The organism is Streptomyces sp. NBC_00102, assembly GCF_026343115.1.
In the GTDB taxonomy this organism is placed as follows: Bacteria; Actinomycetota; Actinomycetes; order Streptomycetales; family Streptomycetaceae; genus Streptomyces.
Map to the genome: position 1 here is coordinate 379292 of NZ_JAPEMC010000002.1, position 26163 is coordinate 405454.

General features: G+C 69.9%; 25 protein-coding genes. 18 read left to right on the forward strand and 7 right to left on the reverse strand.

Going from position 1 to position 26163, the window contains the following annotated elements; all coding sequences use genetic code 11:
- Positions 1 to 67 precede the first annotated feature (67 nt).
- A complete protein-coding gene (locus OHA55_RS29175; protein WP_266711940.1) occupies positions 68 to 1042 on the reverse strand; it encodes a zinc-binding dehydrogenase in 975 nt (324 codons plus the stop codon).
- 124 nt (positions 1043 to 1166) lie between these two features.
- Here OHA55_RS29175 and OHA55_RS29180 point away from each other — a divergent pair, with 124 nt between their 5' ends.
- On the forward strand, positions 1167 to 1814 hold the full coding sequence (locus tag OHA55_RS29180) for a TetR/AcrR family transcriptional regulator (protein WP_266711942.1): 648 nt from the start codon (positions 1167 to 1169) through the stop codon (positions 1812 to 1814).
- A 288-nt stretch (positions 1815 to 2102) separates the two neighbouring features.
- Here OHA55_RS29180 and OHA55_RS29185 read toward each other — a convergent pair whose 3' ends face one another.
- The 4 genes from OHA55_RS29185 to OHA55_RS29200 all read right to left on the reverse strand — a co-directional run bounded on the left by OHA55_RS29185 (position 2103) and on the right by OHA55_RS29200 (position 5603).
- The gene (locus OHA55_RS29185; protein ID WP_266711944.1) at positions 2103 to 3332 is read right to left on the reverse strand and encodes an acyl-CoA dehydrogenase family protein; all 1230 of its coding nucleotides are present in this window, start codon (positions 3330 to 3332) and stop codon (positions 2103 to 2105) included.
- Between the two features lie 4 nt (positions 3333 to 3336).
- A complete protein-coding gene (locus OHA55_RS29190) occupies positions 3337 to 3810 on the reverse strand; it encodes an SCP2 sterol-binding domain-containing protein (protein ID WP_266711946.1) in 474 nt (157 codons plus the stop codon).
- A gap of 110 nt (positions 3811 to 3920) precedes the next feature.
- Positions 3921 to 4184 carry a hypothetical protein gene (locus tag OHA55_RS29195; protein ID WP_266711948.1) on the reverse strand — a complete coding sequence of 88 codons (264 nt, stop codon included), beginning with the start codon at positions 4182 to 4184 and terminating at the stop codon, positions 3921 to 3923.
- 198 nt (positions 4185 to 4382) lie between these two features.
- The gene (locus OHA55_RS29200; RefSeq protein WP_266711950.1) at positions 4383 to 5603 is read right to left on the reverse strand and encodes a helix-turn-helix domain-containing protein; all 1221 of its coding nucleotides are present in this window, start codon (positions 5601 to 5603) and stop codon (positions 4383 to 4385) included.
- Between the two features lie 814 nt (positions 5604 to 6417).
- Between OHA55_RS29200 and OHA55_RS29205 the strand changes: the two genes are divergently transcribed.
- The 3 genes from OHA55_RS29205 to OHA55_RS29215 all read left to right on the forward strand — a co-directional run bounded on the left by OHA55_RS29205 (position 6418) and on the right by OHA55_RS29215 (position 9286).
- Positions 6418 to 6993: a hypothetical protein gene (locus OHA55_RS29205; RefSeq protein WP_266711952.1), complete on the forward strand. Its 576-nt coding sequence runs from the start codon at positions 6418 to 6420 to the stop codon at positions 6991 to 6993.
- Positions 6994 to 7142: 149 nt separating this feature from the next.
- Positions 7143 to 8672: a DUF6801 domain-containing protein gene (locus OHA55_RS29210; RefSeq protein ID WP_266711954.1), complete on the forward strand. Its 1530-nt coding sequence runs from the start codon at positions 7143 to 7145 to the stop codon at positions 8670 to 8672.
- A 17-nt stretch (positions 8673 to 8689) separates the two neighbouring features.
- A complete protein-coding gene (locus OHA55_RS29215; RefSeq protein WP_266711956.1) occupies positions 8690 to 9286 on the forward strand; it encodes a hypothetical protein in 597 nt (198 codons plus the stop codon).
- Between the two features lie 126 nt (positions 9287 to 9412).
- Here the strand turns inward: OHA55_RS29215 and OHA55_RS29220 are convergent, their stop codons facing one another.
- On the reverse strand, positions 9413 to 10345 hold the full coding sequence (locus tag OHA55_RS29220; RefSeq protein ID WP_266711958.1) for a hypothetical protein: 933 nt from the start codon (positions 10343 to 10345) through the stop codon (positions 9413 to 9415).
- Positions 10346 to 11287: 942 nt separating this feature from the next.
- Here OHA55_RS29220 and OHA55_RS29225 point away from each other — a divergent pair.
- Genes OHA55_RS29225 through OHA55_RS29290 form a run of 14 tightly spaced genes read left to right on the forward strand, consistent with a single transcriptional unit; the run spans position 11288 to position 24815 of the window.
- Complete coding sequence (locus OHA55_RS29225) at positions 11288 to 12277, forward strand: ABC transporter ATP-binding protein (RefSeq protein WP_266711960.1); 990 nt, start codon at positions 11288 to 11290, stop codon at positions 12275 to 12277.
- A complete protein-coding gene (locus tag OHA55_RS29230) occupies positions 12274 to 13134 on the forward strand; it encodes an ABC transporter permease (protein WP_266711962.1) in 861 nt (286 codons plus the stop codon). The genes OHA55_RS29225 and OHA55_RS29230 overlap by 4 nt, the downstream gene beginning before the upstream one ends.
- A 3-nt stretch (positions 13135 to 13137) precedes the next feature.
- Entirely contained in the window at positions 13138 to 13941 is an 804-nt protein-coding gene (locus OHA55_RS29235) for an ABC transporter permease (RefSeq protein ID WP_266711964.1), read from the forward strand.
- The gene (locus OHA55_RS29240) at positions 13941 to 15242 is read left to right on the forward strand and encodes an MCE family protein (RefSeq protein WP_266711966.1); all 1302 of its coding nucleotides are present in this window, start codon (positions 13941 to 13943) and stop codon (positions 15240 to 15242) included. Before OHA55_RS29235 ends, OHA55_RS29240 begins: the two co-directional genes overlap by 1 nt.
- Positions 15239 to 16270: an MCE family protein gene (locus OHA55_RS29245; protein WP_266711968.1), complete on the forward strand. Its 1032-nt coding sequence runs from the start codon at positions 15239 to 15241 to the stop codon at positions 16268 to 16270. The genes OHA55_RS29240 and OHA55_RS29245 overlap by 4 nt, the downstream gene beginning before the upstream one ends.
- Positions 16267 to 17286, forward strand: coding sequence for an MCE family protein (locus OHA55_RS29250; protein ID WP_266711969.1), 1020 nt, complete (start codon positions 16267 to 16269; stop codon positions 17284 to 17286). Before OHA55_RS29245 ends, OHA55_RS29250 begins: the two co-directional genes overlap by 4 nt.
- 2 nt (positions 17287 to 17288) lie before the next feature.
- The gene (locus OHA55_RS29255) at positions 17289 to 18491 is read left to right on the forward strand and encodes an MCE family protein (protein WP_266711970.1); all 1203 of its coding nucleotides are present in this window, start codon (positions 17289 to 17291) and stop codon (positions 18489 to 18491) included.
- Entirely contained in the window at positions 18488 to 19645 is a 1158-nt protein-coding gene (locus tag OHA55_RS29260) for an MCE family protein (protein WP_266711972.1), read from the forward strand. The genes OHA55_RS29255 and OHA55_RS29260 overlap by 4 nt, the downstream gene beginning before the upstream one ends.
- Positions 19642 to 20895: an MCE family protein gene (locus OHA55_RS29265; protein WP_266711974.1), complete on the forward strand. Its 1254-nt coding sequence runs from the start codon at positions 19642 to 19644 to the stop codon at positions 20893 to 20895. Before OHA55_RS29260 ends, OHA55_RS29265 begins: the two co-directional genes overlap by 4 nt.
- On the forward strand, positions 20892 to 21413 hold the full coding sequence (locus tag OHA55_RS29270; protein WP_266711976.1) for a hypothetical protein: 522 nt from the start codon (positions 20892 to 20894) through the stop codon (positions 21411 to 21413). Before OHA55_RS29265 ends, OHA55_RS29270 begins: the two co-directional genes overlap by 4 nt.
- Entirely contained in the window at positions 21410 to 22105 is a 696-nt protein-coding gene (locus OHA55_RS29275; protein ID WP_266711978.1) for a hypothetical protein, read from the forward strand. Before OHA55_RS29270 ends, OHA55_RS29275 begins: the two co-directional genes overlap by 4 nt.
- A 56-nt stretch (positions 22106 to 22161) precedes the next feature.
- Complete coding sequence (locus OHA55_RS29280; RefSeq protein WP_266711980.1) at positions 22162 to 22704, forward strand: hypothetical protein; 543 nt, start codon at positions 22162 to 22164, stop codon at positions 22702 to 22704.
- A 46-nt stretch (positions 22705 to 22750) separates the two neighbouring features.
- On the forward strand, positions 22751 to 23491 hold the full coding sequence (locus OHA55_RS29285) for a hypothetical protein (RefSeq protein WP_266711983.1): 741 nt from the start codon (positions 22751 to 22753) through the stop codon (positions 23489 to 23491).
- A 19-nt stretch (positions 23492 to 23510) separates the two neighbouring features.
- Positions 23511 to 24815, forward strand: coding sequence for a lytic transglycosylase domain-containing protein (locus OHA55_RS29290; RefSeq protein ID WP_266711985.1), 1305 nt, complete (start codon positions 23511 to 23513; stop codon positions 24813 to 24815).
- 530 nt (positions 24816 to 25345) lie between these two features.
- Here OHA55_RS29290 and OHA55_RS29295 read toward each other — a convergent pair.
- Positions 25346 to 26146: a helix-turn-helix domain-containing protein gene (locus OHA55_RS29295; protein ID WP_266711987.1), complete on the reverse strand. Its 801-nt coding sequence runs from the start codon at positions 26144 to 26146 to the stop codon at positions 25346 to 25348.
- Between the last annotated feature and the right edge of the window lie 17 nt (positions 26147 to 26163).

A 26163-nucleotide genomic window follows, 5' to 3' on the forward strand; every position in this document is an offset into this window, starting at 1 on the left:
GCGCCGAGTTGGGTCAGCTTCTCCTCGGATTCTCGTGCTGATGCGAGGTGCGGCGTGTCGCGTGCTTTCAGGGCAGGAGGAGGACGCGGCCAAGCTGAGACCGGTCTTCGAGTAGCCGGTGTGCTGCGGCTGCCTCGGCGAGCGGGAAGCGGGCGTGCACGGCGGTGCGCAGTTGCCCGGCAGTCGAGTATTCCGCGACCTCGGTCATTTCTCGGCGGGCCTGCTCGGGGTCGGCCGCACGCCATGCGATGAGCGAGAACCCGGCCACGGACTTCAGGGCGAAGAGGTCGGTGACAGGCAGGCTGGTCAGCTCGCCGCTCGCAGCTCCGTAGACGACGATCCGGCCGAACGGAGCCAGTACGTCGAAGCTCCGCTGCAGGGTCTCGCCGCCGACGGAGTCGAGAACGACGTCCACGCCTCGCGGTGCGGCCTTGCGGACCTGGTCGGGCCAGTCGCTGTCCCTGTAGTCGACGGCGATGTCGGCGCCGCACGTGCGGGCGAAGTCGAGTTTGGCCGGTGAGCCGGCGGTGGCGATGACCATGCCGGCGCCGAGCAGTTTGGCGAGTTGTACGGCCAGATGGCCGATACCGCCGGCCGCGGCGTGGATCAGTACGGTCTCACCCGGTGCGAGCCGGCCGGTACGCAGGGTCCGGAGTGCGACCGGGGCGCCCATGGGCAGCATGCTGGCTGCACCGAGGTCGAGTCCGTCGGGTATCGGGGCGAGCCATTGCGCGTCGGCGACGATGTAGTCGGCGAACGCGTCCTCGGCTAACCCTGCGACTCGTCGGCCGACCTGCTGTGTGTCGACGCCGAGTCCGACGGCTTCGACGGTGCCCACCACGTCGCCGGTGAGTTTGCCGGGCAGGGGGCGCTGGAAGATCGCCCCGCTGGACGGCCCGCGCCGGAACTTGGTGTCGACGAAGTTGGCCCCGATCGCCTCGGCCCGGATGAGTACCTGGCCCGGACCCGGCGTGGGGATTCCGGCCTCCTCGATCGTGAGGACGTCCGGATCGCCGTATTCGTAGTAGCGGACTCGTCGCATGATGACTCTCCTCCTGGGCCAACGGGCAAGGGGTGCCACCGCCGGCGGCTAAAGTGGACTTGCGGTCAACTTCGGCGACCGTACTGGACCGTCGGTCCAGTTGTCCATGAGGGGTGAGGACTCGATGACAGAAGGCCGCCGTGAACGTGCCGACGCGGCACGAAATCGGCACGCGATCCTGCTGGCGACCGAGGAACTCCTGGCGCGGCACCGGCCCGAGCAGATCTCGATGGAACAAGTCGCCGCCGCGGCCGGCGTCGGCAAGGGCACGGTCTTCCACCGCTTCGGCAACCGCATGGGCCTTATGCGGGCGCTGATGGCAGAACGGGCCCTTGCCCTGCACGAAGCCGTCACGACAGGGCCACCGCCTTTGGGCCCGGGTGCCCCGTCACGAGCGCGCCTCCTCGCCTTCCTCGACGCCGTCGTTGGCGTGGTCGCCCGCAACAAGGGACTTCTGGCCGCGCTCGGCCACGCCGTGACGACAGCACACAAGCCCGAAGAAGATCCGCGCAGCGCGCACCCCGTCTACCAGTTCTGGCACGGCCACATCACCTCGCTGATCAGCCAGGAGCGTTCGGACCTGGACGCCGATCTCCTGGCCCATGTCCTGCTCGCCACTCTGCACAGCGACCCGATCCTGCGCCTGCTGGAGCAGGGCGACGGCCAGCGCCTCGCCGATTCGCTGCGCACCCTGGTGACCGCCTTGCTCGACGCCTCGGCGGCCACGACCGAACCGATGAACGGCAGCCACCCGGACGCCCCGCAGCGGTGAGTATCCAGCGGCGCGCCCACCGCGCCTCGCGAGCCGAAGGCCGGGTAAGCGCCAATCCATCGACGTGGATCGAAGTAGGTTGCGGCGGGTTGAAGCCGCTGGTTCGTTCAGCTTTTCCTGTCAGGCCCGACTCCCCGAGGAGGTCGGCCAGGCGGCCGGTCGACAGGCCGCAAGGGCGTCTTCGTACGGAGGCCGGAGCCCCGCCGGTCCGGGGCACCCCGGACCGGCGGGGCTCCGGCCCGCAGGGTGGGCTCCGGTGGCGGGGCCGTGCCACCGGAGCCCGGTCGGTCAGCGGATGTGCCGCCCGGTGATCGCACGCGCGATGACCAGGCGCTGGATCTCGCTGGTGCCCTCGAAGATGGTGTAGATCTTCGCGTCCCGGTACATCCGTTCCACCGGGTGTTCCCGGCTGTACCCCGCGCCGCCCAGGATCTGTACGGCCTTCTCCGTGGCGGCGACCGCGAGTTCGCCGGCGCGCAGCTTCGACATGGAGCCCTGTCCGGCGTCGAAGGTGCGGTCGTTACGGGCCATCCACGCGGCCTGCCAGATCAGCAGCCGTACCGCCTCGATCTCGGTGCGGATGTCGGCCAGCGCGAACGCGATCGACTGGTTCTCCACGACGGGGCGGCCGAACGCCTCGCGCTGTCCGGCGTACTCCAGGGCGTACTCGTACGCGGCGCGCGCGATGCCGAGCGCCTGGGCGCCGACGGTGGGACGGCTGACCTCGAAGGTCGCCATCGCCGCCTGGCCCTTGGGCGCCTGTCCCTTCGCCGTGCCGCCCTCGCGGGCGCGGGCGAGGCGGGCGTCCAGCTTCTCCTTGCCGCCGAGCAGGCAGTGGCCGGGCACGCGCACCTCGTCCAGGAAGAGGTCCGCGGTGTGCGAGGCGCGCAGGCCCAGCTTCTTGATGGTGCGGCCGGCCTCCAGACCCCGGGTCCCCGGCGGCACGATGAAGGCGGCTTGGCCCCGGGCGCCGAGCTCCGGCTCGACGGAGGCGACGACGACATGGATCTCCGCGATGCCTCCGTTGGTGATCCAGGCCTTCTGGCCGGAGAGCACCCACTCGTCCTTGGCCCCGTCGTACCGCGCCCGGGTGCGCATCGCCGAGACGTCGGAGCCTGCCTGCGGTTCGGAGACGCAGAAGGCGGCCACCTTCGGGTCGTCCTCGTCGCCGTAGCACTGCGGGACCCACTCGGCGAGCTGGTCGGGGGTGCCGGAGGCGAAGATCCCGGCGACCGCGAGCGAGGTGCCGAAGAGGGCCATGCCGATGCCCGCGTCGCCCCAGAAGAGCTCCTCGTTGGCGATCTGGAGGGAGAGGCCGGTCGGGTCCCCGTACATGTCGGCGAGCGACTCGAATCCGTACAGCCCGATCCGCGCGGCCTCCCGGATGACGGGCCAGGGAGTCTCCTCCCGGGCGTCCCACTCGGCCGCCGCGGGGCGCACCACCTCGGCGGCGAAGCCGTGCACCCAGTCGCGCAGATCCCGCTGTTCCTCGGTCAGGGCGAGGGAGAAGAAGCTCATCGGATCACGCCTTCGGGATGTCGAAGTAGCGGGTGAGGCCCGCGGCCAGGCCGACGTCCCCGGCGATCTTCAGCTTGCGCATCATGAACATGGTGATCGGATTGCCGTTGCCGGAGACCAGTTTGAGGAAGTCGGCGTCGGCCAGTACCAGCGTGGTGCGTGGCTCGGCGGCCGAACGGCCCCGGGTGACCGAGCAGTTGCCGTCGGCGATGGCGGTCTCGTAGACCTCCTCGGCTTCACCGGTGATCTTCCAGCGGATCAGTGCCGTGACCCCTCCGGCCGCGTCCGGCCGGAACTGCTGCCGCATCCGGTCGAAGACGGCGCCGAGTATCCGGTCGCGGAGCTCGCCGTGCATCACCTCGTCGAGCTGCTTGACGGACAGCCCCTTGACGATCCGGGCGAATTCCTCGGGCGAGACGGCCGAGAAGTCGAGCCGGGACAGTTCCTCGGTCAGCTCGCCGCTGCTGTGATCGGCCACGCCGTTTCCTTACTCCGGAGTAAACTTACTTTTGAGTAAGGTACGGCCGTCGTCATGCCGTTCGCAAGCGCCCGGCGGGAGGCTCCTGCGGAGACGTGGGAGGCGGGGCGTCAGTACCAGGGGCCCGGACGGACCGTCAGCCCCGGATGGTGGGCGGCGAGCACCTTGTTGGCGCGGGCGAGATCGGCGAGCGCCTGTTCGCGGTCGGCCTGGTCCTCGACGCCCAGCAGTGGGCCGCGGAACCTGCGGACCTCGCGCGCCGCGCAGTCGGCGTCGAACTCGGCCTGCAGTACGTGCGCCGGGACGCAGGCGCCGATCAGCGCCGCGACGCTGTCCGGAATCGGAACGGGCACGAGGAGATGTGAGGCGGGCATGGGGGTTCCCTCTCGGTCGGTCGGCAGGAGGCGCTACAGTCGTGGTCGCCCCGAAGGGCATCCCGCGTCTCCTTGTGTACGGCACACGGGTCCGGGTTTCTCATCGGATACGTCTTGTTGCCGCAACCGTTTGGGACTGACCGGCTATTTCCCCTTACTCGGAAGTAAGTTGACTCGTCGCGCGGTTTGTGGTGGTTGTCACCGTCGTGCAGTGCCGTCGCCGCCGCGGGAGCGGAGCCGGAGTGCGCGCAGGACGGCCTCTGTGGAGAAACGGCTCTCGGGGTTTACCAGTTGCTCGCCGAACAGGGACTCCAGGCTCCGCATGCGGTAACGGACCGTCTGCGGGTGGACGTCGAGCAATTCGCCCATGTGGGCCGCGGTGCCCCGGGTGTCGAGCCAGATCCGCAGGGTCTCGATCAGCCGCTCCCGGCGGGTGGCGCTGAGGCTGGAGACCGGGGCCAGTTCGCGCTTCGAGAGCTGGTCCAGCAACGCCGTGTCCGAGAGCAGCCACAGGGTGATGAGGTGGTCCTCGGCCAGCACCAGCGGGGCGTCGTCGATCACTCCCGTGTCCACCAGCTCAAGGAGCCTGCGGGCCCAGCGGATCGAGTCCGGGGCGTGGGACGGCGGGACGGTGAGGCCGACCGCCGCGTGCGTGCCCAGCAGGGCGTGGTCGAGCATGCGTCTTCGCGCGTCGTCGATCGGGCCCGGGATGAGCATATTGGGCTGTGGGTCCGTCAGGTCGGCGAGCACGTCACGGTCCAGCGCGAGCCGGCCCAGGTCGGGGGAGGGGCGCAGGGCGACCAGGGTCACCTCCTCCGGCATGGTCCAGCCGGTCTGCTCGCAGAGTTCGGCGATCGCGCTGCGGGGGGCCGGCCGCCCGGTGAGGATCAGGTGCAGGAGTCGGCGGCGCAGGGTCTCGGCGTGGTCGTCGGTGGCCGCCCGTACCTCCAAGTACCCCTCGCGGGAGAGGGATTCGAGCTCGTCGACGTAGGTGAACAGGGCGTCCGCGAAGGTCAGCATCATGGTGGGGGAGAGGTTGTAGCGCCGCCCCACCTTCTTCGCCCGGCGTAAGGCGATACGGGCGCCGAGGCGGTAGGCACCCTGGAGCTGGTCGAGGCCCCTGCCCTCGTACGCCTCGAACCGGCCGAACCGCCGGCACATCTCGTCCCGCAACGGGGTGGGGGCGGACGGTCGCGCCACCTGTTCGACGAAGACGGAGATGCTCTGTTCCAGGCCGACCCGGATACCTTCGCCGTGCGGGCTGTCGAAGAGCCGCGCGTACTCCGGGTAGGCGCGGGTGACCTCCAGGCCTATCTCCCGGATGAGGCTGGGGAGTTCGGGGCGGACGATCGCGGCGAATTCCTGGGGCAGTGGTCCCAGAGGTTCCCCGAGGTCCGAGGGCTGCGAGACTGCCGGCATGTTGCTTTACCCCTAGCTCTCCCGTGCCCCGACGGCGGCGAGCAGGGGGAGGGCGCTCCCACATGCCGCCAGGTACGTACCCATTGGAATCTTGAACATAGAGCACGTCCGAGCGCGTGGACACCGGTGCGACGACGGGAAGTACGCGGAGTGACTATGCCGGTGGCGACTTTGAGCCACTGACGACCCGGAATCCGTCAGTCCTCTTCCCGGAAGGGCTTGGACGCGGCTTCGCGCGGGAATGTCGCGGCCGCCCGCGTGATAGCGCACACGAGCCACAATTCCGCGGTGCTTTACCGGAACGGGAGAGATCCGAAGGTGCGGTGCGCATTCCTCGGCGGTCCGTACTAATTCCGCCCGGGGAGCGATGTCGGACCGATCAATCATCAATCATCGCTCAGGGGTGCGCCGGTGCCGAGGCCTCATCAGGCCGGGCCCCCCTCCTGTCCGGTATCCCGCTCTGACATGGGAAGTTGTGAGCAATGGGGGCGCGGGTCGGGCCGGTGGGGGTTGGTGACACGATCTCGCGGTCCGCGCGGTTGCTCACTTCTCGACAAGAACCGGGAGACGCTCGGCCGGCGCTTGCTCGCCGACCAATAAAAGACCGACCGAAAAACACTCTTCCGGAATTTCTTCAGCAAGGCTGTTGCGGAGGCACGTTACCCGCCCGTAGCGTCATCGGCGAACGCAAGCGGTCGAGCGGTCCGTCAGGGCGGGCCGCCACTTCACACCACCCTTGTCCCCCCGGATTACCGCCTCTTTCAGGAGACGAGTATGTCCGGATCGGGATACTCTCCCCCGAAGGGAATCCATCGTGAACACCCTTGCACGTAGAGCCGCCGTCGTCCTCGCCGCCGGTGGCGCCGCCCTCGGCATGACCGTCTCGTCCGCTTCGGCCGGTGTCCAGGCGCCGTGGACGGTCACCCCGCCCGGCGCCTACACCGCCACCGCCTCCGGCCCGACGCTGAGCGTCCCGCTCGCCTCCCTCTACTGCACGTCCAGCACCGCGACCGGCAACCTGGCGTCGAGCACCACCAACACGGTCGGCACCATCAACACGGTCACCTTCACCGGGTGCAACCTGGCGGGGCTGAGCTTCACCGTGACGATGAACACCACGCCGTGGAACATCAACGCGCTGTCCAAGAGCGGCAGCATCGTGACCGGCAACGTCAGCAACGTCTCGGCGAAGATCTCCGGCGTCGGGTGCACCGCGACCTTCGCGGGTACGGTCAACGGCACCTACAACAACACCAGTTGGGTGCTGGGCCTGAACGGCACGGGCACGCTCAAGGCCACGGCCGCGAACTGCCTCGGCCTCATCAACGTCAACGACGTGGCCGCCTTCAACGCCAACTACCTGGTGAGCACCCACCCGGTGATCTCCTAGTACTCCCACGGCACATGAGCCTCCGGGCCGACGGTGAGCAGCGACCCTGCCACCGTCGGCCCGGATCGTGCGTTCTGCGGCCGTCCGGCGGACGCGGTGCGTGAAGGAACGGGCAGTACATGAATATCCCAGCGGAAGACAGGGCCAGGATGAGCGAGAAGACATCGGCGACCGCCTCGCGCAGATCCGTACGTCTGGCATCCGTCGCGGCCGTAGCCACCCTCGCCGGACTGCTGAGCGGTCCGGGGTCGGCGGCCGACGACGTGGACGCCAGTGCCGTGGTGACGTACGACTGCGATCTGCCGTCGGGCACGGTCCAGGTGCCGTTGGAGGTAAGGGGGACATTTCCGGCCACCGGCGAGGTGGATGTGCCGATGTCACCCGTGGACGTGAGCATGACGGCCGACTTCGAGGCTGCCGATCTCGCCCCGTTGTTGCCGGAGGGAGCCAGCGAGGTCGTCAGCACCGCGACGCTCGACGTGGACGTCGTGCAGAACGACCAGACGGCCCAGGCGCAGTGGGCCCAGTTCGTCGCGCCCGCCACGCCGCTGGCCGGCGACGAGAACGGGAAGGTCCGGCTCGCGCACACGGGCGAGGTCCCCTCGGTCACCGTCAGCGCGGCCGGGGACGTCACCCTGACGGCAGGACAGTTGACCCTCGGGCTGAGCGCCCCGGCCGTCGAGGGCGAGGAGGCGCCGGCCGATCCGGTGACCCTGACCTGTGACCGGTCCGAAGGGGAAGCGGGCCTGCTGGCGACGGTTCTGGTGCCGGACGCGGGCACGCCGGAGACGCCGGATCCGGGTGGGGAGACCGACCCGGGGGAGGGCGGCGGGGAGGACCCGGGCGACCCAGAGGGGGAGCCGCCGGTGGTACCCCCCGTCGACACGTCCTGCCCGGACATCGTGCCCCAGGGAGAGATGGACATCAGCGACGCCCCGGTCATCCCCCCGGGTGCACCGCCCTTTCAGCTGAATCTGCCCGGCCAGAGGGTCTGTGGATACGCGGTGGGGCTCGCCACCATCAAGAAACTGAACGGGTCCACGATCATCAACGACCCTTCCAAGAAGCCCGCGTTGCTCTCCGCCCTTGCCAACCAGCGGGTCACGGTTCGCACTCCGCAGATGGAAGGCGGCGGTTACAACATGTTCAACTCGCTCGCCACCCTCGACCTGCCGGACGCCGAGTCGACGTTCCTCGCGTTCGGTTTCCAGCCCGTCTCTGCCGAGGTCTCGTTCGAGACCGGACCTCTCACCGTCTCGACCGGTAACGTGATGGAGGTCTTCGGGTATCCCGTGAACTTCGCGGTGGTCTCCTTCAAGCAGTCCATGCGGCTGCACGATGTGACGGTGAACGGTGTACCGCTCGACGTGGGTCCCGACTGCCGGACCGTGCGCCCTTACAAGGTAGTGCTCCGCGGGGACTTCACCGGCGGGAACCCCTATCTGAACGTACTGGAGGGTGGACCGCTCAACGGGACGTTGGACATACCCGCTTTCTCCGGGTGCGGTAGCGGCGGTCAGGACCTGGACGCGTTGTTCACCGCGTCGATATCCGGACCGGGAAACTCCATCGCGCTGAATCAGGCCAACATGTGCGTCCCGGACGCGGACCCGTCGGTCTGGAACTGTCCGCCGAGGCTTCCCGCGTTGCCCGGCGCCCCTACCCCCGCTGTCGACTGACCCGGTCGAGGAGATCCATGGAGATGAGAAGAAGCAGGAGAAGCACAGGCATGCTCGTGGCCGCGCTGTCCGCGGCGATGGCGTTGACGGCGACTTCCGCGTCGGCGACGGCTTCCGCCTCCTACGTGGTGACTCCGGGAGGCGCTTTCTCGGGACACGGCGCACCCGCGACCTGGGCCTGGCCCGCGATGTCGTTCTACTGCTCCGCGACCGACGTGGCCGGATCCTTCGTACCGGCGCCCGTCGGAAGCGTGGTCGGAACGGTGAGCTCCGTGGCGTTCAGCGGCTGCACGCTCGCCGGCATCGCCTACAGCATCACCCTGACGTCGGGCGCCCGGCCGCTCACCGCGACCGGGGCGGTGGCGGGCCGGCCCACCTGGGTCGGCGTCTCGGTGAGCGGGCTGGCCTTCCGTATGACGGGGACCGGCTGCACGGCGAATTTGGGGGGCAGCCTGACCGGCCACTACGAGAACGGCACCGGATACCTGGTCGTCGACGGCTCCACCATGACGGTGAGCGCCGCCAACTGCCTGGGCCTGCTCCAGGCGGGCGATCCGACCGACCTCGACGCCGACTACGCCGTCACCCCGCACCAGACCATCCAGGTCTCGTAGCGGAAGGCAGCGTACGGCAGTGGGGCCACCCTCGAACCAAGGGTGGCCCCACTGTCGTACGGCCGTGCGGGGAGAGTCAGGGCCGTCGGGATCGGGCTGAGCCCAGCCCGATCCCGACGGAAGGCTCTACTTCACGGCCGAGTGCCAGTACCGGGCGAGGTCCTTGCCGGCGTTCGGGGCGGCGGCGCCCGGGTCGTTGATGGTGACGACGTTGGTCTGCGCGTTGTTCAGCGTCACGCTGTTGGTGCCTGAGGCGGCGGGCAGGCCCGTCTTGAGGTTGACCGCCCAGTTGAGCAGTCCGAGACCGCAGCCGTTGGCGCCGGGAGCGGCGAAGGTGGTGTCCGACTGCGTGGCGCCCGCGAGGCTGATGCGGCCCAGCACGCCCTCGGGGTTGTCGGAGCCGTCCCCGTTGAACTGGAAGGAGCCGATCGAGGGCAGCGTCGAGTTCTTCGGGCGCAGCAGGATCGGGGCGGACGAGCTGCCGATGTAGCAGTTGTCGCCCAGCAGCGGGTTGGTCAGGTGGATGCGGACCGGCAGGGTGATGATCGGCGTGGTGGTGCCGAGGCCGGCCAGGAGCTGGAAGTCCGAGGGGTTGTTGACGGACTCGATGGTGGCCGTCACCCGGTTGAGGTTGACGTCGGCGAGGCTGTTGCAGATGCCGGTGATGACGAAGATGTCGCTCGGGCACATCAGTCCGAGGAGACCTCCGGGGATGTCGGCGGGCGCCGCGACCAGCGCGCCGCCTGCCGGAGAGACCGCCGTCGAGGTGTTGTTGGGGTGGGTCACCACGCCGAGCTGGAGGTCGCTCGCGCCGAACGGGACCACGGTGTTGCCGAGCTTGATGGTGCCGCTCGCGGAGTGGGAGGAGACGCAGACCGCGGTGTCGGTGGCGCCGTCGGCGGCCAGCATGGCGGCCGAGTCCACCGGGCACCGGGTGAAGGAGGCCCAGTTGCCGTTGAGGGTCGTGGCGGCCGTGGCGGATCCCATGGACGCGAAGGCGCCGAGGGCGGTGAGGCCGGCCAGCAGTCCCATGCGCGTCCGGTTCGAAGTGGCTCTCATGTCATCCCCTTTGACGGCAGCCGCCGTACGGGCGGCGGCATGCGCGGAGTTGCTCGGAAAGCGCCCGGTGAATCGGGCGCCGAGAACGGGCGGTGCGTCCGCCGAGGGAAGCGGCTCCGGCGGCGACGAGAATCGCTACGGTGAAATGAGCGCTGAATCGATGGGATCTGCTCCCGAGTGGCTCCGCTCTTATCACCGAGCCGTGACGTTACTGGCGGGTCACACCGGTGCACAATGGCGGCGTTTGACAATCCTCGAAGGCGGCCTTGTTCTCGTGCCTGGGTGAGTGCCTATCCGGCCATTCTTGTCAGATGGTGAGCGGGGGGCTTGTCCCGTGAAATTCGGAGCCCCGCTCTCCGCTTGTGTGGGTCGTCCGGCCGGCGCATACCGTGCGGGGCGCGTGTGACGTGCGGGGATCCGGCCGGCGGTGGATCGAGCGACCGGGACATTGTCACCTGAGAACAGTTCCGGCGGCCGTTCTGCTCACTTCCCGCGTAGAAATACGGGGCCGTAGGTTTGGCCGGGAAAACTTGGACAACGTGTATTGCCTGCCAGGTTACCCGCCCGTAGCCTCGCCCCGTGAGTACCCGGCCGACCGTGCGGGTCTCCGTCGTCACGTGCGGGATCGGAATCCGGAGCGGCCCGCCGCGCCGGTCCTCCCTCCCGGGAGCCCACCGTCCCGCCACCCCCCTGCGGCCCGGACTCTCGCCCCTCGGGGGCACCTCGACCCCGGACTCCCCGGGGCGGGGATCCCCCGCCTGCGCCGTCCGTGGTGAGTACGCAGCAAAGAACAAGGTTTCCACCGGACTTTGTCACTCGATGACAAGTGTGCCGATCTTTGGCCTCTTGACCGTTCGAGGGCTTGTCCTGGTGGTGCCGGTGAACTTAACGTGCGCCCCTCGGCGCATTTCTGTCACTTCGTGAGTGCACGCAGGAGGTGGGATGGGAATCGAAGTCGTTGTCGAAGGCCTTACCAAGTCATTCGGCAAACAGAACATCTGGCAGGATGTGTCACTCACGCTTCCCGCCGGTGAGGTCAGTGTCATGCTCGGGCCGTCAGGTACCGGGAAGACCGTGTTCCTGAAATCCATCATCGGGCTTCTCAAGCCCGAGCAGGGGCGCGTCCTCATCAACGGTGTCGACATGGTGAACAGCCCCGAAAGGGACATCTACGAGACCCGCAAGCTCTTCGGGCTCATGTTCCAGGACGGCGCCCTCTTCGGCTCGATGTCCCTCTTCGACAACATCGCCTTCCCGCTGCGCGAGCACACGCGCAAGTCGGAGTCCGAGATCCGCCGCATCGTCATGGAACGCATCGACATCGTCGGCCTCCTGGGCGCCGAGGGCAAGCTGCCCGGAGAGATCTCCGGCGGCATGCGCAAGCGGGCCGGGCTCGCCCGCGCCCTGGTCCTGGACCCGCAGATCATCCTCTGCGACGAGCCGGACTCCGGCCTCGACCCGGTGCGTACCGCCTACCTCTCGCAGCTTCTGATCGACCTCAACGCGCAGATCGACGCGACGATGCTGATCGTCACCCACAACCTCGACATCGCGGCCACCGTCCCCGACAACATGGGGATGCTCTTCTCCCGCAACCTCGTCACCTTCGGCCCGCGCGAGGTGCTGCTCACCAGCGACCTGCCCGTGGTCTCCCAGTTCCTCGCCGGGCGCCGGCACGGACCCATCGGCATGTCCGAGGAGAAGGACGCCGCCCTGCTCGCCGCGGAAGCGTCCGACGGCTACGGCGGCCACGCCGCCCAGCAGCCGCGTGGCGTCGTCCCGCAGCTGGAACCCTCGCCCGGGATGCCCGTACGGCAGGGCGCCCTGCGCCGCCGCGAGCGGGTCGCCGCGATGATGCACCAGCTGCCGGTCGCCGCCCAGCACGCCATCCTGCGCAGCCAGGCCCCGGCCGCCGGCGGTGCGCGCCCGTGACCGCCGAGATACCGGTGCGGCCCGCCGAGCCGCCGCAGAAGCCGCCGCCCGCGCCCGTACCCTCCTCGCAGCCCGTGCAGCGGCAGCCCACGCGGCTGCTCGCGCCGCTGCGGGAGACCGGGAAGCTCTTCGCCCTCGGGATCGCGGTGACCCGGGCCGTCTTCCGACGCCCCTTCCAGGCACGGGAGTTCATCGAGCAGTTCTGGTTCATCGCCAGCGTCACCATCCTGCCCGCCGCACTCGTCTCCATCCCGTTCGGCGCGGTCATCGCCCTCCAGGTCGGCTCGCTCACCCAGCAGCTCGGCGCCCAGTCCTTCACCGGCGGCGCCAGCGTCCTCGCGGTCATCCAGCAGGCCAGCCCGCTCATCGTCGCGCTGCTCATCGCAGGCGCCGGCGGCTCCGCGATCTGCGCCGACCTCGGCTCCCGCAAGATCCGCGAGGAGCTCGACGCGATGGAGGTCATGGGCGTCTCGCCCGTGCAGCGCCTCGTCGTCCCGCGCGTGCTCGCCACCATGTTCGTCGCTCTGCTGCTCAACGGCCTGGTCTCGGTCGTCGGCACCCTCGGCGGCTACTTCTTCAACGTGATCATGCAGGACGGCACCCCCGGTGCCTACCTCGCCAGCTTCTCCGCGCTCGCCCAGCTCCCCGACCTGTGGATCAGCGAGTTCAAGGCCCTCATCTTCGGCTTCCTCGCCGGGATCGTCGCCGCCTACCGCGGCCTCAACCCGCGGGGCGGACCCAAGGGCGTCGGCGACGCGGTGAACCAGTCCGTCGTCATCACCTTCATGCTGCTGTTCTTCGTGAACATGGTCCTCACGGCGGTCTACCTCCAGATCGTCCCCGCGAAGGGGGGCTGACCGATGTCCATGCTCAGCTGGCTCGACCGCTCCGGCGACCAACTCAACTTCTACGTACGGGCACTGATCTGGATACCGCGCACCCTGCGCCGGTACACCAAGGAGGTGCAGCGCCTCCTCGCGGAGGTCGCCTTCGGCAGCGGCGGCCTCGGGGTCATCGGCGGCACCATCGGCGTGATGATCGCCATGACGCTCTTCACCGGGACCGTCGTCGGCCTCCAGGGATACGCCGCCCTCAACCAGATCGGCACCTCCGCCTTCACCGGCTTCATCTCCGCCTACTTCAACACCCGTGAGATCGCGCCCCTGGTGGCCGGACTCGCGCTCTCCGCGACCGTCGGCGCCGGCTTCACCGCCCAGCTCGGCGCGATGCGGATCAACGAGGAGGTCGACGCGCTGGAGGCGATGGGCGTCCGCTCGATGCCCTACCTCGTCACCACCCGGATCATCGCGGGCGTCGTCGCCATCATCCCGCTCTACGCGATCGGGCTGCTCTCCTCGTACGTCGCCTCCCGGTACATCACCGTCCTCTTCAACGGCCAGTCCGAGGGCACCTACGACCACTACTTCAACCTCTTCCTCTCCCCGGACGACGTACTGCTCTCCGTCCTCAAGGTGCTGATCTTCAGCGTGCTGGTGATCCTCGCCCACTGCTACTACGGCTTCCGCGCCGAAGGCGGCCCCGCCGGGGTCGGCATCGCGGTGGGCCGCTCGGTGCGCAACGCGATCGTGCTGATCAGCGTCACCGACTTCTTCCTCTCGCTCGCCATCTGGGGCGCCACGACGACCGTGAAGGTGGCCGGCTGATGAACGCGCAGACGGTACGCCGCAGAGCCGCCGGGGTCACCTTCCTGCTGGTCCCCGCCGTGCTGGTGTGGGTCTCGGTCTCGGTGTACCAGAAGGACTTCCAGAACGACGCCACCGTGACCGTACGCACCGGCTCGGTCGGCAACGAGATGCACGACAACGCCGACGTGAAGCTGCGCGGCGTCGTCGTCGGCCAGGTCCGCTCCATCACGGCGGACGGCGACGGGGCGAGGCTCACCCTCGCCATCGACCCGGACAAGCTCGACCAGGTCCCCGCCGACGTCACCGCCCAGATGCTGCCGACCACCCTCTTCGGGGAACGGTTCGTCGCCCTCGTACCGCCGCAGGTGCCCTCGGGCGAGGCGCTGCGCGCCGGAGCGGTCATCCCGCAGGACCGGTCCAGCAACGCCATCGAACTGGAGCAGGTGCTCGACAACGTCCTGCCGCTGCTCACCGCCGTGAAGCCGGAGAAGCTCTCCGCCACCCTCACGGCCGTCTCCCAGGCGCTCGAAGGGCGCGGTGACAAGCTCGGCGACACCCTCGTCACCCTGGACGCCCACCTCAAGAAGCTCAACCCCCAGCTCCCCACGCTCAACCGGGACATCCAGGAGTTGGTGAAGGTCAGCTCGGTCTACGCGGACGCGGCGCCGGACATCGTCGACGCGCTCACCGACTTCACCACCACCAGCGGCACCCTCGCCGACCAGCAGGCCGAACTGGCCGGCCTGTACGGGACGACGACCTCCGCGGCCCAGGACGTCACGGCCTTCCTGCGGAAGAACAAGGACAACCTCATCCGGCTCTCCGCCTCCGGCCGCCCCACCCTGGAAGTCCTCGCGAAGTACGCCGACGAGTACCCCTGCACCCTGCGCACCATGGCCGGCATGGTGCCCGCCATGGACAAGGCGCTGGGCAAGGGCACCGACCAGCCGGGCCTGCACGTCACCCTCAAGACCGTCCCGTCGAAGGGCAAGTACGTCGCGGGCCGGGACACCCCGAGCTACACGGCCACCGGCGGCCCGCACTGCTACACCGTGCCGTACCTGGGAGCCACCGCACCCACCGTCGAGGCGTCCCGCGTCGCCGCCGACGACGACGGCACCGCGCCCACGGACAGCGCAGACACCACGGACGCGGCAGCCGGCGAACGCTCCCTCGGCATCGCCAACTCCCCCGAAGAGAGCGCGCTCGTCAACGAACTCGTCGCTCCCACACTGAAAGTCCAGCCGCAGGACCTGCCCGACTGGAGCAGCGTGCTCATCGGTCCGGCCTTCCGCGGTGCGGAGGTGAAGCTCAAGTGAAGCGCCGCTCCCTCGCGGGACCCCTCACGAAATCGATCGTCTTCGTCCTGGTGACGACCCTGGCGACCACCGTGCTGGCCCTGTCCATCGCCAACACCGGTGTCGGGGACACCACGTCGTACAAGGCCCGGTTCACCGACGCCACCGGGCTCGTCGTCGGCGACAGCGTCCGCATCGCCGGGGTCAAGGTCGGGCAGGTCGAGTCCATCGGCCTCGCCGACCGCCGGGTCGCCGAAGTCCGCTTCGCCGTACGCAAGGGGCGTACGCTCCCCGCCTCGGTCACCGCGTCCATCAAGTACCTCAACATGGTGGGCCAGCGTTACATCGACCTCGACCAAGGCGCCGGGCCCGTCGGCCAGAAGTTCACGGCCGGAGAGACCATCCCGCTCGCCCGCACCACTCCCGCGCTCGACCTGACCCAGCTCTTCAACGGCTTCCAGCCGCTCTTCGAGGGGCTCTCGCCGCCCGACGTCAACGAGCTGGCCGGATCCATCGTCCAGGTGCTCCAGGGCGAGGGCGGCACGGTCGACAGCATCCTCGAACACGTGGGCTCGCTCACCACGACCGTGGCGGCCAAGGACAAGGTCATCGGCGAGGTGATCAAGAACCTCAACGAGGTGCTGAAGACGGTCAATGACCGCGAGGCCGGATTCACCGAACTGGTCGACACCCTCCAGCAGTTGGTCACCGGATTCGCCGGGGACCGCAAGCCGCTCGGTGAGGCCGTCACCGCGATGGGCGCCCTCACCACCGTCACCGCCGACCTGTTCGAGGACGGCAGGAAGCCTCTCAAGGACAGCATCAAGCAGGTCGGTCGGCTCTCCGACCAACTCGCCGACGCCACACCGGAGATCGAGAACTTCCTCGCGAAGACCCCGGCCAAGATGGAGGCGATCACCCGCCTCACCTCCTACGGGTCGTGGATGAACCTCTACCTCTGCGAGGCCAAGGTCTCCGGAGTCACCACCAGCGACGGCAGCACCCCGCCCACCGGCATCGCGATCACCGAACCGAGGTGCACGGCGTGAACATCACCCCCATCAGGGAGCGCAACCCCGTCGCCGTCTCGGTCGCCGGACTCGTCGTCCTCGGCCTCGTAGGGTTCGCCGCCTTCCACGCCGACGCCCTGCCCCTCGTCGGCGGCGGTACGACCTACACCGCCGACTTCTCCGAGTCCGCCGGACTCTCGGACGGTGACGAGGTCCGCATCGCCGGAGTGAAGGTCGGCGAGGTCACCGGCGTCACGCTCGACGGCGCCAAGGTCAAGGTCTCCTTCCGGGTGAAGGACGCCTGGATCGGGAACTCCAGCACCGTCGGCATCGCCATCAAGACCCTCCTCGGCGACAAGTACCTCGCGGTCGACCCGCTCGGGACCACCGCCCAGGACCCGTCCCGGCGCATCGGCGCCGACCGCACCACCTCCCCGTACGACGTCACCCAGGCGTTCAACGGACTCGGCGAGACCATCGACGAGATCGACACCGACCAGCTCGCCGCGAGCTTCGACGCGATCTCCGACACCTTCAAGGACTCCCCGGCCCACGTCCGCAGCGCGGCGGACGGCCTGTCCGCCCTCTCCCGTACGGTCTCCGAGCGCGACGCCGAACTCGCCACCCTGCTGGGAGCGAGCAAGCAGCTCACCAAGACGCTCTCCAGCAAGGAGAGCTCCTTCGAGACGCTGCTGAAGGACGGCAACCTCCTGCTGGGCGAGATCCAGGCCCGCCGGGACTCCATCCACCAGCTGCTCACCGGCACCAAGAACCTCGGCATCCAGCTCACCGGCGTGGTCCAGGACAACAACAAGCAGCTGAAGCCCACCCTGGACGCACTCGGCAGGGTCACCGCCGTCCTGGTGAAGAACGAGGCCAGCCTGAACAAGGTGCTCTCGATGGCCGGCTCCTACAACCGGCTCGTCGGCAACACCCTCGGCAACGGCCGCTGGTTCGACAACTACGTCTGCGGTGTCGTGCCCAAGAACTACCTGCCGGCCGACGCGACCCCCGCGACCGGATGCATGCCGCCCAAACAGGAAGGGGGCAGCTGAAGATGAGACTCACGCGCGTCATCGGCATCGGCGCGGGACTCGCGGTCGTCGCCGTCGCGGCCACCTCCGGAGTGATGGCCCTCGACCAGGAGGGCACCACCACGGTCACCGCGTACTTCGACCGGGCCACCGGCGTCTACCCGGGCTCCGACCTGCGCATCCTCGGCGTCAAGGTGGGCAGCGTCACCTCCGTCGAACCGCAGGGCCAGGAGGTGCGGGTCACCCTCCGCGTCGACAAGGACGTCAAGGTCCCCGAGGGGGCGCACGCGGTGCTCGTCGCCCCCAGCCTCGTTGCCGACCGGTACATCCAGCTCGCACCCGCCTACACCGGCGGAGCCGTCCTCGCCGACGGCGCCGTGCTCCCCGCCGACGGCAACGCGGCCCCCGTCGAGGTCGACCAGCTCTACGCCTCCATCACCGAACTCTCCACCGCGCTCGGCCCGGACGGCGCCAACGCCAACGGGGCACTGGCCCGGCTGCTGGACACCGGGGCCGAGAACCTCGACGGCAACGGCAAGGCCATCGGTGACTCCATCGAGGAGTTCGGCAAGGCGACCAAGACCCTCGACAAGAGCAGCACCGACCTCTTCGACACCCTGTCCTACCTCCAGTCCTTCGCCACCATGCTCAAGGACAACGACGGCGAAGTGCGCTCCGCAGAGCAGCAGTTGGACTCCGTCACCGGCTTCCTCGCCGAGGACAAGGAAAACCTGAGCGCCGCGCTGTCCGAACTCGCCACCGCCCTCGGCCAGGTGAAGACCTTCATCGAGGACAACCGCGACGAGCTTAAGACCAATGTCGACGCGCTCGTACCGCTCACCCAGATCCTCGTCGACCAACGGGCCTCGCTCGCCGAGTCCTTGGACACCCTCCCGCTCACCGCCGGCAACCTCGTCAACGCGTACGACCCGGTCAACCGGACCCTGGACGGACGGGCCAACCTCAACGAGCTGAGCATGGGCGGCTACTTCCCCGACCAGCCCGCGTCGACCGGCAGCACGGCCACCGGCACAGCGGCGGCCGACAGCAGCGGCGCGAGCGCACTGAGCGGACTCGCCGCGGTGGACGCCGACCGCCAGGCGGAACTGCCCGTCCTCCCGCTGCCCGCCGTCGGCACCGTCTACGGCACGCCCGAGAAGGCGGCCGGGTCCGACGGCTCCGGGTCCGACGGCTCCGGGACCGAGAAGAAGGAGGCCGGCCGATGAGCAGGGCCGCGCACGGTTCCAGGGGCCGGGTGATCGCCGGGGCCGCCTCAGTGGCAGCCCTCGGCGTCGCCCTGGTGCTGGTGGTCACCCAGGTCGACGCACCCTCGTTCAGCGGGATCGAGCAGCTCCCCCTGCCCGGCGGCGCCGACCTCGGCGACCACCCGTACGAGATCACCGCCGAGTTCGCCGACGTGCTCAGCCTCGCCCCGCAGTCCTCCGTCAAGGTCAACGACGTCGCGGTGGGCCGGGTGACCGACATCGCGCTCGGCAAGGACGGCTGGACCGCGAAGGTCACCATGCGGATCAACGGGAGCGTCGACCTCCCGGCCAACGCCTTCGCCCGCCTCGAACAGTCCAGCCTCCTCGGCGAGAAGTTCGTCCAGCTCGCCCCGCCCACCGAGGGCAAGGCCGAAGGCGCCCTCGCGAACGGGGACCGCATCCCGCTCGTCCGCACCAACCGCAACCCTGAGGTCGAAGAGGTCCTCGGCGCGCTCTCCCTGCTCCTCAACGGCGGTGGGGTCAGCCAGCTCAAGACCATCACCACCGAGCTGAACAAGGCGCTCACCGGACAGCAGCCGGAGATCCGCTCGATGCTCCAGCGGGTCGACACCCTCGTCACCGACCTGGACGACCACAAGGAGGACATCACCCAGGCCCTCGACGGCGTCAACCGGCTCGCCGCCACCCTCGCCACCCGCAAGCAGGACGTCGGCACCGTACTCACCGGACTCAGCCCCGGCCTCAAGGTCCTGGAGGACCAGCGCGGCCAGCTGCTGACCATGCTGCGCTCGCTCGACACCCTGTCCACCGTCGCCGTCGACACGATCAACAAGAGCAAGGCCGACATGATCGCCGACCTCAAGGCCCTCGCGCCCACCCTCCAGGCGCTCGCCGACTCCGGCGACGCGCTGCCCGACTCCCTCCAGGTGCTCGCCACCTACCCGTTCACGGACGAGGTGCTGCGCGGCGTGAAGGGCGACTACCTCAACGTCTACCTGGACATGACGGCCACCCCCGGTACCCAGATCATCCCGCCGTACGACCCCAATGCGACGACCACCCCGACCGAGCCGACGGCGGAGACGGCGTCCCTCGCCTCGCTGCCCCTGCCCCTTCCCTCGGTGACCGCTTCGAGCACCGGGAGCGAGCGATGATCACCACGGCCGTCCGCCTCAAAAACATCGCCTTCCTCGTGATCTCGGTGCTGGTCCTCGGCTTCCTCGGCGTCCGCTACGCCGACCTCGGCCACTTCGTCGGACTGCGCGACTACTACACCGTCAAGGTGCAACTTCCGCAGACAGGTGGCCTGTTCACCCACTCCAACGTCACCTACCGGGGCGTCTCCGTGGGCCGGGTCGGTCCCATCGAGCTGACCGACGACGGCGTCGAGGCGGAACTGCGCATCGACAACGACTCCCCGCCCATCCCCGACAGCCTCACCGCCGTGGTCGCCAACCTGTCGGCGGTCGGCGAAGAGTACGTCGACCTGCGCCCCACCCGCGCCACCGGCCCGTTCCTCGGCAACGGCTCGGTGATCGACCAGGCCGACACCGCCATCCCCGCGCCCCCCACCGACGTACTCGTCAGCGTCAACGACCTGGCGTCCTCGGTGGACCTGGAGTCGCTGCGCACCGTCGTCGACGAGTTCGGCACCGCGCTGGCCGGCCGGGGCGACGACCTCCAGGTCCTGCTGGACACCGGCAGCGAGTTCGTCGACGCCGCCGACAAGGCGCTCCCCGCCAACATCAAGCTGATGCAGGACGGCGAGACGGTACTGCGCACCCAGGCCGAACAGGGCGAGGCGCTCGAGGGCTTCGCCGATGGGGCGAAGGACCTGGCCGCCGAGCTGAAGGGCTCCGACAGCGACCTGCGGCGGCTGATCGCCGCCACGCCCGGCGCCGCGACCCAGCTCAGCGCGCTCATGCGCGACCTGGACCCGGGCTTCGGCGTGGTCGTCGCCAACCTGCTCACCACCTCCGAGGTCGCCGTCACCCGGCAGCGCGGCATCGAGGAACTCCTGGTGAAACTGCCCGCCGTGGCCGCCGCCGGAGCGAGCGTGGTGGACGAGGACGGCGCACGGTTCGGCATGGCCGTCACCTTCTTCGAACCTCTGCCCTGCACCGCCGGATACGGCGGCACCGTCTACCGCAACGGCCTCGACACCACCCAGGGCCCCGCGGCCAACACCGGGGCGCGCTGCACCTCGTCCCCCGGCACCGGCATCGAGGTCCGCGGCTCCGCCAACGCCCCGAAGGGCGGCGCGGTCCCCGACCCGGTGAAGCCGGTGACGACGCTGACCGGCGCCACGGCGGACACGATCCTCCCCGGCGCCCTCTCCGCAACCTCCTCCGGCGGGTCCGCCACCACCATGGCCGGGCTGCTCGGACTGGGGGGAGGCGAGTGAGCGCGCGGGCGAAGAACCTCACCGGCTGGGCGGTCCTCCTCGCCGCCGTACTCGTCTGCGCACTGGGCGGCTGGTCCTACGCGGCGGCCCGGGGCGACGACTCCCTCGCGTACGCCAAAAGCAGGGACGCCGCGCTCGCCGACGGCCGCAGCGGGGTGGCCCGGCTGAACAGCATGGACGGCACCGACGCCGCGCGCATCGACGCCGGGCTCGACGGCTGGCTGCGGGTCACCTCAGGGCCGCTCCACGACCAGCTGAAGAGCACCCGTACCAAGGACGCCGACGCGTTCCGGTCGGCCGGCACCAGCGCCAAGGGCACGGTGACGGACGCGGCGCTCACCGCCCTCGACGAACGCGGCGGGACGGCCGAGCTGATCGCCACCGTGGACGTGAAGGTCACCCCGCGCACCGGAGCGGCCGGAACCGAACGCAAACGGTTCGAGGCCGCCCTGGAGCGTACGGGCGACGGCTGGAAGGTCAAGGCACTCACCGCGATCCCGGTCGGAGCGGCCACATGAGCGTGACCCGAGCGAGCGCGGCACACGCGCACGACAGCGGAGAGGCGGCGGTGGTGAGCACAACCGGCCAGGACGTGGAGGAACGGGAGGAGCGTTCCGCGGAGGAGGTCACACCCGAGGCGGAGGAGGTCGTCCCCGAGGCAGAGGAGATCACCCCCGAGGAGGAAGCGCCCTCGGGCGGCACCGGTCGCTTCGCCCGGTGGCGCCGCGTCCTGGCCGGCGCGCTGGCCGTCCTGTTGGTCGCCGCCGGGGCAGCCCTCTTCGTACGCGGGCAGCAGATCCGGGACACCCCCGCCAACGCGAACCGGGCGCTCACCGACACGGCCGGGACCGACCGGGTCACCGCCGACGTCAGCAGCGCCCTCACCACGGTCTTCTCGTACGCGCCGGGCACCACCGCCGCGACGAAGACCGCAGCCCAGCGCCTGCTGGCGGGAGCCGCACTCAAGCAGTACGCGGCGCTCTTCGGGCAGGTCGAGAAGCAGGCGGCCGACCAGAAGTTGACGCTCACCACCCACGTCGTGCGAGTCGGCGTCGTCCGGCTCACCGGCGACAGCGCCCACCTGCTGGTCTTCATGGACCAGGTGTACGAGCGCGAGGGCAAGGCCGCTACCTCGGCCCCCGCCCAGCTTTCCGTCACCGCCCACCAGCGGGACGACGTCTGGCAGATCGTCGACATCACCTCCAGGTGACGAGGCACAGCGACACGGTGCCGGCCCGCACGGGGGCCGGCAGGGGAGAGGCAGCGATGGCACAGGCGGGCAGAACGACACCTTCGCGGGCGAATCCGCTGGTGATGGCGGCGAGTGCGCTGGCACTCGTGGCGGCGGTCGCGGCGGGCTGGGGCGGGTGGTCCTGGTACACGGCGGCGCACGACGACTCGGCTTCGTACGCACAGGCCCGCGACGACGCCCTCGCGGCGGGCGAGCAGGCCGTCCAGAACATGAACACGCTCGACCACGCCCGGCTCCAGGAGGGACTGGACAGCTGGGAGGACTCCACGACGGGAGATCTCCACCAGCAACTCGTCGAAGGGCGCGACGCGTTCGTGAAGCAGATCGATGCGGCGAAGACGACGAGCACCGCCCAGGTGCTCTCCGTCGCCGTCACGGAACTGGACGAACGGGCCGGCAAGGCGAGCCTGATGGTGGCCCTGCGCGTCACCGTCAAGGCACCCGAGGGCGACCCGGCGGTGAAGGAGAGCCGGATGCTGGGCCAGCTCACCCGGACCTCCCAGGGGTGGAAACTCAGCGCCCTCGGCCAGGCGCCCGTCGGCAACACCGCCGGCTGACCCGCCGCTTCCGCCACTCCGCCCCATCCCGAGAGGAACCCCGGACATGTCGACGACCCGTCACCTCGTCAACCGGCAGCGCAGGCTGGCCACCGTCGCCGCCGACCGCACCACGGCGGCCCACGAGGCCTCCCCGACCGCCGACGAGGCGGACGTCTCCGCTCCCGGCGGCGGGGACGGTGGCGACCCTCCGGGCGATGACCCAGAGTCGTCCGAAGCCCCGGAACCCGCAGAAGCCGAGCAGGCCGCACCCCCGCGACGCCGGATTCCCCGTCTCCGTATCAGCCTCCCCGCCCTGCTGTGCGTACTCACGGTCCTGCTCGGCGTCTTCGCCGCCTGGGCGTTCACCTCCGCCGCCACCCTGCGGGACGACCCGAGCCGTCGGAACGCGGCGCTCACCGACATCGCCCGCACCAGCGAGGTCAAGGGACAGATCACCGAGGCGGTCGGCGCCGTCTTCAGCTACGACTACGCCTCCACCGAGAAGTCCGACCGCGCCGCGAAGACGTACCTGACCGGCAAGGCGGTGCAGCAGCACCAGGACATGCTCGCCGAGGTACGGGAACAGGCGCCGAAGCAGAAGCTCGTCCTCACCACGACCGTCACCGAGAGCGCGGTCGAACAGCTCGACGGCGACCGGGCGAGACTCCTCGTCTTCGCCGACCAGAGCAACACCCGTACCGGCGCCAAGGAGGAGACGACCTACGCGGCGGCCATGTTCGCCGTGGACGCGGTCCGCAAGGACGGCCGCTGGCTGATCGCGACCATCGACACCTTCACCCAGTGACCCGGGGAGAGACGGACAGATGAGGTTCAACGGTTCCATGCGGCGCGGAATCACCGGCACGGCCACGGCCGTTGCCGCAATGGCCGCGCTCACGGCCTCGCAGGCACCGGGCTTCGCGGGCGCCGCGCACCAGGACGAGGCGAAGAACGTCGCCACCGACGAGGTGGTCTGGTCGCAGGTGCCCAACGACGACTCGTACCACACCGAACTGCCGCCCCTGAAGTCACCGGCCCCGCTGACCCTGCCGACCGCGCAGAAACCGGGCGCCGACCAGCAGACTCCCGCCGTCGCCGGGGCATGGGCCCAGGCGGGCATCCCCGCTACCGTGCTCGCCGCGTACCGCAGGGCGGAGAGCACCGTCGGACGGACGGACGGCGCCTGCCGACTGCCGTGGCAACTCCTCGCCGCCATCGGCAAGGTGGAGTCCGGGCACGCCGCCGGAGGCAGGGTGGACAAGGCCGGTACGACGCTCTCGCCGATCCTGGGCCCGGTCCTGAACGGCGCCGGGTTCGCGAACATCCCGGACACCGACAACGGCGCCTACGACGGCGACAGCACCTACGACCGGGCCGTGGGCCCGATGCAGTTCATCCCGTCCACCTGGGCCCACTGGGCCCAGGACGGCAACGGCGACGGCCGCCGCAACCCCAGCAACGTCTACGACGCGGCGCTCGCCGCCGGCCGCTACCTCTGCGCGGGGCCCCGCGACCTCTCGGTCTCCGCCGACCTCGACCGGGCGATCCTGAGCTACAACCACTCGGACACCTACCTGCGCACGGTGCTGTCCTGGCTGGCGTACTACGACAACGGCGCGCACCCCGTGCCGGACGGCCAAGGCCCCCTGCCCACCAGCCCCGGCGCGGGCGGCCCGAGCGAACCGTCCGCCCCGGTCGGCGGCCCCGGCAGCCCGGGCGGCTCCATCATCATCGGCCCCCAGCCCTCCGGCACCCCCCGCCCGTCCACCTCGCCCACCCCCACCCCGTCCGGAACCCCGGACCCGAGCACCACCCCGGACCCGAGCACCACGCCCGACCCCAGCACGACTCCGGACCCGGGTACGACTCCGGACCCGAGCACGACGCCCGACCCGGGTACGACCCCGGACCCGAGCACGACTCCGGACCCGACCACCACCCCTGACCCCACCACCACCCCCGACCCGGACCCGACGGACACGGGCACGCCCGACCCGACGGACCCGGCCACGACGGAACCCACGTCCCCGGCCACCACCGACCCGGAGCCCACCTGCACGGACCCGGCCACCGACCCGGAAGCCACCGAAACCCCGTGCACCGACCCGGCCGCCGGCGGGGCGGAGTAGCGGGCCCGCCTCGGCGGGGTTCCTGCGCCCTTGGTGCTGAGGGCGTCCCCGCGTTCGCGGGGAGCACGGCATCACCCGCGCGATCACGGACGACGAGGCGGGACCATCCCCGCACTCGCGGGGAGCACTTCAGCGAGTATCCGGCGGTTGGCGCCCAGGTGGGACCATCCCCGCACGCGCGGGGAGCACGGACGTGCTGCTCTGTCTCGCCCGAGGGCTCGGGGACCATCCCCGCAAGCGCGGGGAACACGCATCAGGCAGCCACCCACCGGGCACGAACAAAGGGACCATTCCCGCAAGCGCGAGGAGCACCCTTCCTGACCTGCGGGTTCATCACGCCGGTGGGCCGAAGTTGACCAACTTCGCCGACTCCGACATACCGCCCATTCACCCACTCACGTCCGGGCTGCGTTTGCGAGCCCCCGCATCCACCACCGCATTCTCCCCCGAACGCAGTCGTCCGTCAGCGAGTTCAAAACCCGAGGTGGGGTCCCCGGCTTCCCCACCGAAGCGCACGGCTGCCCCGCCGTTCATGTCGACAGGGCGCGTCGGTCGCCGGCACCGAAATGGCGTCGGGTTTCCTCGTCGGCAGGCAGGAAGGTCTCCAGGTGCAGTCCCTCCAGGGCCGCATCGGTGGCCGTACTGAGCGTGGCCGAGGTGCTGAAGAACCGGAGCGGGGTCCCCTCCACGTCGATCGCGAGCGTGACCACCGGCCCGGTGGGTGGGGTGGGGGCGCCGGTACCGTCGAGGTAGTCGGCGATCTCCGCCGCGAGCGCCTGGTGGTGTCGGTCGTGGGTGCGTTCGGCTCGGTGTCTCACCTGCCGGAGCAGATGGCCGTCCCACTCCTGAAAATTTCCGATCCGGCCGGCCAGCCCGTCCGGATGCAGGCAGACCCGGACCACGTTTACCGGGGGCTCCAGCAGTTCGGGCGCGCACCCGGTCAGCAGGCGACCAACTGCGGCGTTGGCGTCGACGATGTCCCAGTGGTCGTCCAAGAGCAGTGCGGGGTACGGCGCATGCGCGTCGAGCAGCTGACGCAGCCCGTCCATCACCACCTCGATCGACACGTCGTCCCAGGGGAGATCCCGGTAGCGCGGCGCGTAACCGGCCGCCAGCAGGATGCGGTTGCGGTCCCGCAGCGGCACATCCAGGCTCTCGGAGAGATGCGCGATCATCTCCGGTGTCGGGTGTGCGCGGCCGGTCTCCACCCGGCTGAGGTGCCGCGTGGAGACGCGCGACTGGTTGGACAACTCCTGCTGACTGAAACGGCGTCGCTCGCGCCACATCCGCAACAGCGCTCCGGGCGGCGGTTCTTCGGTGGCGATCCTCATGCCGGTGAGTTTAGGAG

Excerpts from the sequence above, each read along its gene's own strand:
- OHA55_RS29200 (WP_266711950.1), bottom strand. The coding sequence starts at position 5,603 with ATGCCGGCAGTCTCGCAGCCCTCGGACCTCGGGGAACCTCTGGGACCA.
- OHA55_RS29195 (WP_266711948.1), bottom strand. The coding sequence starts at position 4,184 with ATGCCCGCCTCACATCTCCTCGTGCCCGTTCCGATTCCGGACAGCGTC.
- OHA55_RS29290 (WP_266711985.1), top strand. The coding sequence starts at position 23,511 with ATGAGGTTCAACGGTTCCATGCGGCGCGGAATCACCGGCACGGCCACG.
- OHA55_RS29275 (WP_266711978.1), top strand. The coding sequence starts at position 21,410 with ATGAGCGTGACCCGAGCGAGCGCGGCACACGCGCACGACAGCGGAGAG.
- OHA55_RS29260 (WP_266711972.1), top strand. The coding sequence starts at position 18,488 with ATGAGCAGGGCCGCGCACGGTTCCAGGGGCCGGGTGATCGCCGGGGCC.
- OHA55_RS29210 (WP_266711954.1), top strand. The coding sequence starts at position 7,143 with ATGAGCGAGAAGACATCGGCGACCGCCTCGCGCAGATCCGTACGTCTG.
- OHA55_RS29235 (WP_266711964.1), top strand. The coding sequence starts at position 13,138 with ATGTCCATGCTCAGCTGGCTCGACCGCTCCGGCGACCAACTCAACTTC.
- OHA55_RS29175 (WP_266711940.1), bottom strand. The coding sequence starts at position 1,042 with ATGCGACGAGTCCGCTACTACGAATACGGCGATCCGGACGTCCTCACG.
- OHA55_RS29180 (WP_266711942.1), top strand. The coding sequence starts at position 1,167 with ATGACAGAAGGCCGCCGTGAACGTGCCGACGCGGCACGAAATCGGCAC.
- OHA55_RS29240 (WP_266711966.1), top strand. The coding sequence starts at position 13,941 with ATGAACGCGCAGACGGTACGCCGCAGAGCCGCCGGGGTCACCTTCCTG.
- OHA55_RS29295 (WP_266711987.1), bottom strand. The coding sequence starts at position 26,146 with ATGAGGATCGCCACCGAAGAACCGCCGCCCGGAGCGCTGTTGCGGATG.
- OHA55_RS29255 (WP_266711970.1), top strand. The coding sequence starts at position 17,289 with ATGAGACTCACGCGCGTCATCGGCATCGGCGCGGGACTCGCGGTCGTC.
- OHA55_RS29220 (WP_266711958.1), bottom strand. The coding sequence starts at position 10,345 with ATGAGAGCCACTTCGAACCGGACGCGCATGGGACTGCTGGCCGGCCTC.
- OHA55_RS29215 (WP_266711956.1), top strand. The coding sequence starts at position 8,690 with ATGGAGATGAGAAGAAGCAGGAGAAGCACAGGCATGCTCGTGGCCGCG.
- OHA55_RS29285 (WP_266711983.1), top strand. The coding sequence starts at position 22,751 with ATGTCGACGACCCGTCACCTCGTCAACCGGCAGCGCAGGCTGGCCACC.
- OHA55_RS29280 (WP_266711980.1), top strand. The coding sequence starts at position 22,162 with ATGGCACAGGCGGGCAGAACGACACCTTCGCGGGCGAATCCGCTGGTG.
- OHA55_RS29185 (WP_266711944.1), bottom strand. The coding sequence starts at position 3,332 with ATGAGCTTCTTCTCCCTCGCCCTGACCGAGGAACAGCGGGATCTGCGC.
- OHA55_RS29265 (WP_266711974.1), top strand. The coding sequence starts at position 19,642 with ATGATCACCACGGCCGTCCGCCTCAAAAACATCGCCTTCCTCGTGATC.
- OHA55_RS29225 (WP_266711960.1), top strand. The coding sequence starts at position 11,288 with ATGGGAATCGAAGTCGTTGTCGAAGGCCTTACCAAGTCATTCGGCAAA.